The organism is Nocardia sp. BMG51109 (assembly GCF_000526215.1).
GTDB lineage: Bacteria > Actinomycetota > Actinomycetes > Mycobacteriales > Mycobacteriaceae > Nocardia.
Genome location: NZ_JAFQ01000004.1, coordinates 4,078,606 through 4,088,464 on the forward strand (window position 1 = coordinate 4,078,606; position 9,859 = coordinate 4,088,464).

Genomic DNA, 9,859 nt, shown 5'->3' on the forward strand with positions numbered 1-9,859 from the left:
TGCTCCCTTTCCTGCGATTGCCACCTACCTTGAAGAACTATACGGTAATGATTACAGTTAGTCATCCAGGATGGAGTCCCGGGTGGGCCTTGGACAGCGTCGTCCGACGGGGATCGATGCCGCTCCCCGCGGCCCGGAGGCGACCCACCCGCCGCGCGGCCGGTGGCCCGGCCCGACAACCGCGGCCGGGTGATCAGGAGGAGATGTGAACGACATCGTCGGGCAAAGCCCGGCTCCCAGTACGGTTTTGGGGCGCCGGGTCGCCGAGCGAGCCGAGTCCCGCATGCTCGTGGACGGAGAGTTGACCGGATCGGTCGCCGGTGCCACCTTCGACAACGCCAGCCCCGCGACCGGCGCGGTGCTCGGCAGCACGGCCGCGGCGGTCACGGAGGACATGCTGCGGGCGATCGCCGCGGCACGCCGCGCGTTCGACGAGACCGACTGGCCGACGAACCGTGCGCTGCGGCGGCGGTGCCTGGATCAGCTGCAGCAGGCCCTGGAGTCGGAGAAACAGGAACTCGGCGAGGAACTCGTCGCCGAGGTCGGCTGCCCGGTCATGACGCTGGGCAACGCCCAGCTGGACTGGCCGCTGGCGGACGCGCTGCGCTACCCGTCGCGGCTGATCGACGAGTTCGACTGGGAACGGACGCTCGACGGTGGCGGCCTGTTCGGCGACCGCAACGTGCGCACGGTGGTGCAGGAGCCGGTCGGGGTGGTGGCGGCGATCTGCCCGTCGAACTATCCGATCGAGGTGGTGCTCAACAAGCTGGGCCCGGCGCTGGCGGCGGGAAATACCGTGGTGCTCAAGCCGGATCCGAACACGCCGTGGAACGCCACCCGGCTCGGCCGGATCATCGCCGAGTTCACCGACATTCCGCCGGGCGTCGTCAATGTCGTTCCCACACCGTCGAACGAGGTCGCCGGGTTGCTGGGCACCGATCCCCGGGTCGATATGGTCTCCTTCACGGGGTCGACGGCGGTCGGCCGCACGCTCATGCGGCTGGGTGCCGACACCATGAAGCGGACCTTCCTCGAACTGGGCGGGAAGTCGGCGCTGATCGTCCTGGACGACGCCGACCCGGCGGCCGCGATACGCAGCGCGGCCGGTGTTTGCGCGCACGCGGGCCAGGCGTGCGCCGCCACCACCCGGATGCTGGTGCACCGGTCGACGTTCGACGACATGGTCGCCGGCGTCGCGTCGGCGTTCGAGGCCGTGCCGGTGGGTGATCCGGCGCTGCCGGAGACCCTGGTGGGCCCGGTGATCAGCGCCGCGCAGCGCAAGCGTGTCCTCGACGCGTGCACCCGCGCCACCGCGGACGGCGCCCGTCTGGTCACCGGTGGCGGCGCGGTGCGGACATTGCCGCCCGAGCTGGCGGGCGGGCACTACGTCGAGCCGACGGTGTTCGTATGTGACGATCCCGGCCTGCCGATCGCCCAGGAGGAGATCTTCGGGCCGGTGCTGGTGATGATCCCGTTCGACGAGGACGACGACGCCGTGCGGATCGCCAACGACAGCGCCTACGGCCTGGCCGGTGCGGTGCTGTCGGCGTCGACCGACCGGGGCATGGCCGTCGCGCGCCGCATCCGGACCGGTGCGATCGGCGTCAACGGCGGCATGTTCTACGGCGCGGACGCTCCGTTCGGCGGCTACAAGAACAGTGGCGTGGGCCGCCAGTGCGGCCTCGAGGGTTTCCGGCAGTACCTGGAGACCAAGACCATCGGCTGCCGAATTCCCCGGCAGCGCTGACCGATTCGCGGCCGACCGCTAGAACGAGAGGATGCCTCCAGTGGGTAAATTGGACAACAAGGTCGCGGTGGTATCGGGCGCCGCGCGCGGGCAGGGGCGGTCGCACGCGATCAATCTCGCTGCCGAGGGCGCGAGCATCATCGCCCTGGACATCTGCGCCGACCTCGAGGGCAACACCTATCCGCTGGCCCGCCCGGAGGACCTGGAGGAGACCGCGCGGCTGGTCGAGAAGGAAGGCGTCCGCGCGCATCCCGTGATCGTCGACGTGGGGGAACGCAGCGCGGTCCGGAGCGCCGTGGCCGAGGGGGTCGAGGCGCTGGGCCGGCTCGACGTCGTGGTGGCGAACGCCGGAATCTCCGCGATGGGGAAGGGGCAGACGCTGCGGTCGTGGTCGGACACCATCGATACCGATCTGGTGGGCGTGTTCAACGTCGTGCAGGCCAGTCTGCCGTATCTCGACGCCGGGGCGTCCATCATCGCGACCGGGTCGCTGGCGGCCCAATTGGGTAGTTCGACCAAGCAGGGTCCCGGTGGCTCGGCGTACAGCTTCGCGAAACAGGTTGTCGCACACTACGTCAACGATCTGTCGATCCAACTGGCGAAGCAGTCGATCCGGGTCAACGCCGTCCATCCGACCAACGTGAACACCGCCATGCTGCACAACGAGGGCATGTACAAGGTGTTCCGCCCGGACAAGGAGTCGCCGACGCGCGAGGAGGCCGAGGTGGCGTTCCCGGCGATGCAGGCGATGCCGGTCCCGTACATCGAGCCGCAGGACGTCTCCGAACTCGTGGTCTTCCTGGCCAGTGACGCGGCGCGCTACATCACCGGCAGCCAGGTCCGCGTGGACGCGGGCGGTTTCGTCAAGGCCGTGCCCTGGGGCAAATAGGAGAACGATGAACGAGACCACGACCACCTACAAGTTGTATCGCTGCGTGATCTGTGGATTCGAATACGACGAGGAGCTGGGCTGGCCCGACGACGGCATCGCGCCCGGCACCCGCTGGGACGACATCCCGGACGACTGGACGTGCCCGGACTGCGGCGCCGAGAAGTCCGACTTCGAGATGGTGGAGGTGAACCGGTGACGGTCCTGCCCGACGGCCGCGTCGTCATCGCCGGCACCGGGATCGCCGGGGCCACGGCGGCGGAAACCCTGCGCAAGGAGGGGTTCACGGGATCGGTCGTCGTGGTCGGCGACGACCCCTCGCTGCCGTATCGGCGACCGATGGTGTCGAAGGAACTGCTGTCCGGCGCGGCGGCCGCGGACAAGGCGTTGCTGCGTCCCGCGGATTTCTGGTCCGGGCGCGACATCGATCTCCGCGCCGGGACGTCCGTGCGCGCGATCGATGTGGCCGCGGCCCGGGTGGAGTGCGGCGACGGCACCGAGCTGCCGTACGACGCGCTGATCCTGGCGACCGGCGGCCGGCCGCGCCGGCTGGACGCGCTGTTCGCCGACGGGCACTGCCTGCGCCACATGCACGATGTCGCCCCGCTGCGCACCGCGCTCGAGCGGGGCGCGGCCGGCGGCGCGGCGTCGCTGGTGATCGTCGGCGGGGGACTGGTGGGTATGGAGGTGGCGGCGTCGGCCCGCGCGCTGGGTGCGGACGTCACGGTCCTCGAGGCGGGCGAGCGCATTCTCGAACGCGTACTGCCGGAACCGGTCTCCGCCGCCTACGAGCGACTGCACCGTGACCGCGGCGTCGCGGTGCACACCGGGGTGCGGTTGGCCGGCGCGGACGATGCGGCCGGCCGGACCCGGGTGCGGGTCACCGACGGTCGCGAGTGGATCGCCGACGCCGTCGTCGTCGCGGTGGGGATGACGCCCAACGACGAATCGGCCGAACGGGCCGGTCTGGCGGTCGCCGACGGCATCGTCGTCGACGAGTTCTGCGCCACGTCGGCATCCGGCGTCTACGCCGCGGGTGACGTCGCGCGTTTCCCGAACCGGATCCTCGGCGGCACCGAACGCGTCGAGCACTGGAACCACGCCCAGGCGCACGGTGCGGCGGCGGCGCGCAGTGTGCTCGGGGCGGCGACGCCGTACGAGGAGGTGCCGTGGTGCTGGACCACCCAGTTCGGCCGGACCTTGCAGATATCCGGCTGGCCGGGGGCGGGGGCCGAGGTGATCGTGCACGGCGATCCCGGCGACGGCGACTTCCTGGCGCTGTGCCTGACGGACGATCGCCTGGTCGGAGCCCTCGGTGCCGGTCGTCCGCGCGAGGTGCGGGCGGCGCGGTCGCTGATCGGGGACGGGCCGTTCGTACCGCGCGAACTGCTTCGCCGCGACGACGTCGACCTTGTCGAGATGGCCGCCACACCAGAGCGATTCGGTGCACGACCGATAGCGGAGTCACACCGGAACGCCGTCACGTAGTAGCCGAGGTGAGCATTTCGGAGACTGTACTGTATGACACACTGTATGTTGTAAAAACATTCGAGTTCGCTGCGCCCGAGGGTGCGGCTCGACAGGTCAGAGGTTGAGAATCATGGCCAAACCCGTCATCGTCAGCGCGGCGCGCACCGCGATCGGGCGATCCTTCAAGGGGGCGCTCGCGAATGTGCCCTCGGAACAGCTCGCGATCACGATCCTGCCCGAGGTGGTGCGCCGCGCGGGCATCGATCCGTCGGCGGTGGACGACGTCATCCTCGCCGAACTCAATTACGGCGGCGGTGATCTGGCGCGGCATGCGGCGGTCGCCGTAGGGATGGAAAGCGTTCCGGGGCAGGCGGTGAACCGGCACTGCACGGGCAGCCTCACGGCGATCGGCAACGGCGCCGCGCACATCGTCTCGGGGATGGAGCGGGTGATCGTGGCCGGCGGCGTGCAGTCGCTGTCGTCCGCGCCGGTGATGAAGTGGCGGGTGCCGGGCACGGCCGAGTTCGTGGAGCCGTGGATGCCGCCGTCGCATCCCGAGACCCCGGACGCGCCGACCCTCGACATGGCGATCACGGTCGGCTGGAACACCGCGAAGAAGGCGGGCATCAGCCGGGAGGATATGGACGCCTGGGCGTTGCGGTCGCATCAGCGGGCGATCGCCGCGATCGACGCGGGGAAATTCGCCGACGAGATCGTGCCCCTGAAGGTGCAGCAGCCCGACGGTTCGGTGACCGATTTCGCCGTCGACGAATTCCCGCGCCGGGACACGACTTTGGAGCGGCTGGCGTCGCTTCCGGTGCTGCATCCCGAGATCGAGGGGTTCTCGATCACGGCGGGCAACAGCAGCGGGATCAACGATGCCGCCGCGGCCGTGGCGCTGGTCGGCGACGACTACGCCGCGGCCGAGGGCCTGGAGGTGCTGGGGACGGTGCGGGCGTGGGCCAATACCGCGGTGACTCCGGCCGACAACGGTCTCGCGGCGGGGAAGGTGATCGGCAAGATCCTGGATCGCACCGGTTTGAAGCCGTCGGATGTGGCGTTGTGGGAGATCAACGAGGCGTTCGCGTCGGTGCCGATCGCCGCCTGCCGCGAGCACGGGCTGGACGAGGAGCTGGTGAACTTCTCCGGCAGCGGATGCAGTCTGGGACATCCGATTTCGGCGTCGGGCGCCCGCATGGTGACCACCCTGCTGTACGAGCTGCGGCGGCGCGGCGGGGGGATCGGCGTCGCGGCGATGTGCGCCGGCGGCGGCCAGGGTGGCGCTCTCGTGGTGGAGGTCTGACATGTCCGACGTCGTTCTGCGCGAGCGCCGCGGGCGCACGCTGGTGATCACGATCAACCGGCCGCAGGTGCGCAACGCCATCAACACCGCGGTCAGCCAGGGGCTGGCCGACGCGATCGACGAACTCGACGACAGCCCGGAGCTGTCGGTCGGCGTGGTGACCGGCGCCGGCGGAAACTTCTCCGCGGGAATGGATCTCAAGGCGTTCTCGGCGGGCGAGATCGTGATCGTGCCCGGGCGGGGGCTCGGCTTCACCGAGAAGCCTCCGGCCAAGCCGATCATCGCCGCGGTCGAGGGGTACGCGCTGGCGGGTGGCACGGAGGTGGTGCTGGCGACCGATCTGATCGTTGCCTCGAAGACCGCGCAATTCGGTGTGCCGGAGGTCAAGCGGGGCCTGGTCGCCGGGGCCGGCGCGCTGCTGCGGCTGCAGCACCGCATCCCGTATCAGAAGGCCCTCGAATTGGTGCTGACCGGTGACAACTTCACCGCCGAGGAGGCCGCGGAGTACGGGTTCGTGAACGCGCTCACCGAGCCGGGGAAGGCGCTCGACGAGGCGTTGGCCCTCGCCGGCCGGATCACCGTGAACGGGCCGCTGGCCGTCGCGAAGACCAAGGAGATCATTGCCAAGTCGGGGGACTGGACCTCCGACGAGATGTGGCAGAAGCAACTGGAGCTCGTCATTCCGGTATTCCAGTCGAAGGACGCCCAGGAGGGCGCGCTCGCATTCGCCGAGAAGCGCCCGCCGAAATGGACGGGCGCGTAAGGGCTTTCGTCTCGTCAGTGCCGGTTTCGGGCGCTCGGCAACCGTTGTCGTGAAGCAGAGTTAAGGAGACACAGTGTCTTTCGAAGGTGAAGTAGTGCTGGTGACCGGCGGTGCCGGCGGTCTGGGTGCGGCGAGCGTGCGCCGGCTGCACGGTGCCGGAGCCGCCGTCGTGATCGCCGACGTCAACGACGAGAAGGCCACCGCGCTGGCCGACGAGCTCGGCAACAAGGTGGCCTACGTGCGCACCGACGTGCTCGACGACGAGACGGTCGAGGCCGCGATCGCGAAGGCGGGGGAGCTGGGCGTGCTGCGCTACGCCGTCATCGCGCACGGTGGTTTCGGCGTGCTGGAGAAGGTCGTGAACAAGGACGGCAGTCCGCACACGTTCAAGGGTTTCACCGACACCATCGGGCTGTATCTCAGTGGCACCTACAACGTTCTGCGTCTCACCGCCGCGACGATCGCGAAGCTCGACCCCAAGGAGAACGGTGAACGCGGCGCCATCGTGATGACCAGTTCCATCGCCGGCTACGAGGGCCAGATCGGCCAGTCCGCCTACGCCGCGGCCAAGGGCGGCGTGATCGGCCTGACCCTGGCCGGCGCCCGCGACCTCAGCTCGGTCGGCATCCGGCTCAACAGCATCGCCCCGGGCACCATGCACACGCCGATCATGGATTTCCTCGGCGAGGAGAAGCTCGCGAACTTCGCCTCCTCGGTGCCCTTCCCGAAGCGGCTGGGCGCACCGGACGAGTACGCCTCGCTGGCCCAGCACCTGCTGGAAAACCCTTATATCAACGGCGAAGTCGTGCGCATCGACGGCGGGCAACGCTTCCAGCCGCGCTGAGCCAGGTCCGACCGGGTGACGAGGTGTTGGGCCCGGCCAGTTCGCGCCATTCGGCTATCGGCGCGGTGGCCGGCCGGGTGGTGAGAACCTGCAGGCAGACGTGATCGGCGCCTGCGTCGAAATGGGCTTGCACTCGCTCGGCGATGGCGTCGAGTGCCTTGTGCCCGCCTCCCGCTACCAATGCGTCGACCACACGGTCGGCCGTCGGCCTACCGGGGCCTCGCGGAATCGATCCTGGCCGCCGCGGTCGAGGGGTCAGACCTGAATGCCAGCGTTGAGAGCATGCGCGCCGCCGCCGGCGTGCTCCTGGTCGAAGCGCAAAAGGCCGGAGTCATCCGGCCTGATATCTCTCCCGCCGAGGTGTTTGCTCTGGCCTGCGGGGCGGGCACCGCAAGCCGGTACGCCACCGCCGATCTCGATCGCCTTTTGCGCCTCGTCGTCGAGGGGTTGGCGACACGGTAGTGAACCGGCAGCCCTTGTATTTACAGTTCAGGCAGCATATTTGGAAACTGGGCAGTCGCCATTTCTTGTATACGATATGAGGAATTGGGAACCCGAATAAATCCCAGTCGCGAGAGGTGTGGCGCTTCAGTACTATGCGGGTAGGGAGGTTCACGGGGACCGGGGAGGCCACAGTGGTCATGCGTAGTTTCGTTACGGTATGCGGCGCAATGTGCCGCAGTGTTGCTGCCAGCTGCCGTCGATGTCACGGACGGGAGTCCATGCCGTGGTAGAGGCAGCCCACCCGGCGGTCGCCGAAGGTTTCGCAAGCCGGCGAGAGGCGATCATCCTTCGGTACCGCGAGGGACTGGAAGCTGCCAGTAGCCCATTGGTCGCCGATGAGGAGCTGTGGGCCGAGTGTGCGGCACGGGCCAGGGAGGTGGTGGCGGATTGCGCGGAGTCGCTGGTGACCGGTCGCCCGGTGCTGGGGCGTGACAATCTGGACGTGGTCACCTCCATGGCCGAGCAGCGCGCGAAGCGGGGGATCCACCCGGACAGCTCGGTCCGCTCCGCGATGTTCCTGTTCGAGTTGATGGTCGACGAACTCCACGATGCGGCGCGTTTGTGGCCGGACTGCGCCGAGAACATGGACGTCGCCATGATCACCCTCGGGCGCGGACTGTTCGCCAGGCTCGAAGCAGGCGCCAACGGATACGACGCCTACCTGTCGAATCGAATCGGCACGCTCAATGATTCGGGACGCCGCAGGTTAGCGCGTGACCTCCATGATCGGCTCGGCAGCATCCTCAGCACGTCCATGCGGCAACTGGAAATATCTGCCGCCGACGGTTACATGGGCACACCGGAAATACACGCGGCGATCGAAACTCTGGCCGAGGCCATTCGTCAGGTGTCCGACGTGATCACCGATCTGCGGTTGAAGGACGACGGGGAAAGCCTGAACAGAGCCCTCCACGCCTTCGTCATGGCTATGCGTTCGGCCGAGCCGGACGTCGAGATCGATATCAGCGGCGTGGAGCATTGGGTGGATCGCGAGACGTTGGACGAGGTCTTCCTGATCCTGCGGGAAGCCCTGCGCAACGTCTTCGCCCACGCCGGCGCGCGGCGGGCGTTGGTCACCGTCGACATCGCTCCGCACGAGATCGTCGCCGTGGTCGCCGACGACGGTGTCGGGTTCGACGAGGCGACAGTGGAGCGCGGCAACGGTTTACAGTCGATGGCCGAGCGTGCGGAGTTGCTGTCGGGATCGGTGGCGGTGGAGTCGGTACCGGATCGTGGTACGCACGTGAAACTGTGGGTCCCGATCGGGAATGTTCCGGCCCGCTCGTCGTGATCCGGTACCGCCCGGCCCCGGCCGGGCGGTTCCCGGAACGGCTGGGTGTTCCCGGAACGGCTGTGACTTCGGGGGTACGCGAGGCCGCGGAGGTACACGACGAGAACGACCGGGGTCATTCGCCCGCCACCTGCAAGAGGCGGGCGAGTTCGCCCTCGACGAGTTGTGCGACCTCCTTGTACCGCGTATCGGTGTAGAAGTGCCCGCCGTCGAACGTATACGACGAGAAGGGGCCCGTGGTGTGGTAGCGCCAGTGGTCGGCGTCCGCGGCGAAGACGCGTGGATCGTCGGCCCCGCGCAGCGTGATGATCGGGCAGCTCAGATCGGTGCCCGGCACGAACCGATACGACTCGGCGGCGCGAAAGTCGTTGCGGATCACGGGGAGAACCAGCCGCAGCATTTCCTGGTCGTCCATCAGCCGGGAGTCGGTGCCGTTGAGCCGTTTCAGCTCCGCCAGCGCATCGTTGTCGGACATCATCGGCACCGGGACGGGCGGGCGCAGCGAAGGGGCACGCCGGCCGGAGGCGAACAGGCACACCGGGGCCCGGCCGCGTAGCGACCACCGGCGCGCCACCTCGTAAGCGAGGGTCGCGCCCATGCTGTGTCCGAAGAAGGCGGTCGGCATGTCGTCGTATTCATCCAGCGCTCGGGTCACCACGTCGGCGAGTTCGTCGAGATTGTCGACCAGCGGTTCGTTGTGCCGATCCTGTCTACCCGGATACTGCACCGCCTGTACCTCTACGGCGGAGGCCAGCACGGCGGAGAACGGCCAGAAGTAGCTGGCCGACCCGCCGGCGTGCGGGAAGCAGACCAGCCGCACGGGCGCGCCGGGCGCCGAGTGGAAGCTCCGCAACCACAGCGCGGAGTCGATGGTGTCGGTCGGATCCATGTCGCTACCTCTTGCTCGTTGTTCGACCCTTGCTGTGCAGATCCGCTCGGGGCGCGTCCGGATACACCGTGCCTCGTCGACGAACTATGTGGTGCGCCACGCGGGACGGGTGTATCCGGCGGTGCCCGTGACGGGTCTGTACATGCGTCGGGCCGGAAC

At 68.6% G+C, this 9,859-nt stretch carries 10 protein-coding genes; 9 read left to right on the plus strand and 1 reads right to left on the minus strand.

Annotated elements, in window-relative coordinates; all coding sequences use genetic code 11:
• The first annotated feature begins 283 nt into the window (after positions 1 to 283).
• From D892_RS0119980 to D892_RS0120020, 9 genes are all read left to right on the plus strand, one after another.
• Positions 284 to 1,747 (plus strand): aldehyde dehydrogenase family protein, encoded by a 1,464-nt coding sequence (locus tag D892_RS0119980; RefSeq protein WP_198037157.1) that lies wholly within the window; start codon positions 284 to 286, stop codon positions 1,745 to 1,747.
• A 40-nt stretch (positions 1,748 to 1,787) separates the two neighbouring features.
• Positions 1,788 to 2,636, plus strand: coding sequence for a mycofactocin-coupled SDR family oxidoreductase (locus tag D892_RS0119985; protein WP_024802951.1), 849 nt, complete (start codon positions 1,788 to 1,790; stop codon positions 2,634 to 2,636).
• Between the two features lie 7 nt (positions 2,637 to 2,643).
• Positions 2,644 to 2,835 carry a rubredoxin gene (locus tag D892_RS0119990; RefSeq protein WP_024802952.1) on the plus strand — a complete coding sequence of 64 codons (192 nt, stop codon included), beginning with the start codon at positions 2,644 to 2,646 and terminating at the stop codon, positions 2,833 to 2,835.
• The gene (locus tag D892_RS0119995) at positions 2,832 to 4,124 is read left to right on the plus strand and encodes an NAD(P)/FAD-dependent oxidoreductase (protein ID WP_024802953.1); all 1,293 of its coding nucleotides are present in this window, start codon (positions 2,832 to 2,834) and stop codon (positions 4,122 to 4,124) included. Before D892_RS0119990 ends, D892_RS0119995 begins: the two co-directional genes overlap by 4 nt.
• A 112-nt stretch (positions 4,125 to 4,236) precedes the next feature.
• The gene (locus tag D892_RS0120000) at positions 4,237 to 5,409 is read left to right on the plus strand and encodes a thiolase family protein (protein WP_024802954.1); all 1,173 of its coding nucleotides are present in this window, start codon (positions 4,237 to 4,239) and stop codon (positions 5,407 to 5,409) included.
• A 1-nt stretch (position 5,410) separates the two neighbouring features.
• Positions 5,411 to 6,172 carry a crotonase/enoyl-CoA hydratase family protein gene (locus tag D892_RS0120005; RefSeq protein ID WP_024802955.1) on the plus strand — a complete coding sequence of 254 codons (762 nt, stop codon included), beginning with the start codon at positions 5,411 to 5,413 and terminating at the stop codon, positions 6,170 to 6,172.
• Positions 6,173 to 6,245: 73 nt separating this feature from the next.
• On the plus strand, positions 6,246 to 7,016 hold the full coding sequence (locus tag D892_RS0120010) for an SDR family oxidoreductase (protein ID WP_024802956.1): 771 nt from the start codon (positions 6,246 to 6,248) through the stop codon (positions 7,014 to 7,016).
• Between the two features lie 180 nt (positions 7,017 to 7,196).
• Positions 7,197 to 7,478: a hypothetical protein gene (locus D892_RS49645; protein WP_024802957.1), complete on the plus strand. Its 282-nt coding sequence runs from the start codon at positions 7,197 to 7,199 to the stop codon at positions 7,476 to 7,478.
• A gap of 265 nt (positions 7,479 to 7,743) precedes the next feature.
• Positions 7,744 to 8,811, plus strand: coding sequence for a sensor histidine kinase (locus tag D892_RS0120020; protein WP_198036942.1), 1,068 nt, complete (start codon positions 7,744 to 7,746; stop codon positions 8,809 to 8,811).
• A 115-nt stretch (positions 8,812 to 8,926) separates the two neighbouring features.
• Here the strand turns inward: D892_RS0120020 and D892_RS0120025 are convergent, their stop codons facing one another.
• Complete coding sequence (locus tag D892_RS0120025) at positions 8,927 to 9,700, minus strand: thioesterase II family protein (RefSeq protein ID WP_024802959.1); 774 nt, start codon at positions 9,698 to 9,700, stop codon at positions 8,927 to 8,929.
• Positions 9,701 to 9,859: the final 159 nt, after the last annotated feature.

Bases quoted from the DNA above. Each gene is read 5' to 3' on its own strand.
- D892_RS49645 (WP_024802957.1), top strand. From the start codon at position 7,197: ATGCGTCGACCACACGGTCGGCCGTCGGCCTACCGGGGCCTCGCGGAA.
- D892_RS0119980 (WP_198037157.1), top strand. From the start codon at position 284: ATGCTCGTGGACGGAGAGTTGACCGGATCGGTCGCCGGTGCCACCTTC.
- D892_RS0120005 (WP_024802955.1), top strand. From the start codon at position 5,411: ATGTCCGACGTCGTTCTGCGCGAGCGCCGCGGGCGCACGCTGGTGATC.
- D892_RS0119990 (WP_024802952.1), top strand. From the start codon at position 2,644: ATGAACGAGACCACGACCACCTACAAGTTGTATCGCTGCGTGATCTGT.
- D892_RS0120025 (WP_024802959.1), bottom strand. From the start codon at position 9,700: ATGGATCCGACCGACACCATCGACTCCGCGCTGTGGTTGCGGAGCTTC.
- D892_RS0120000 (WP_024802954.1), top strand. From the start codon at position 4,237: ATGGCCAAACCCGTCATCGTCAGCGCGGCGCGCACCGCGATCGGGCGA.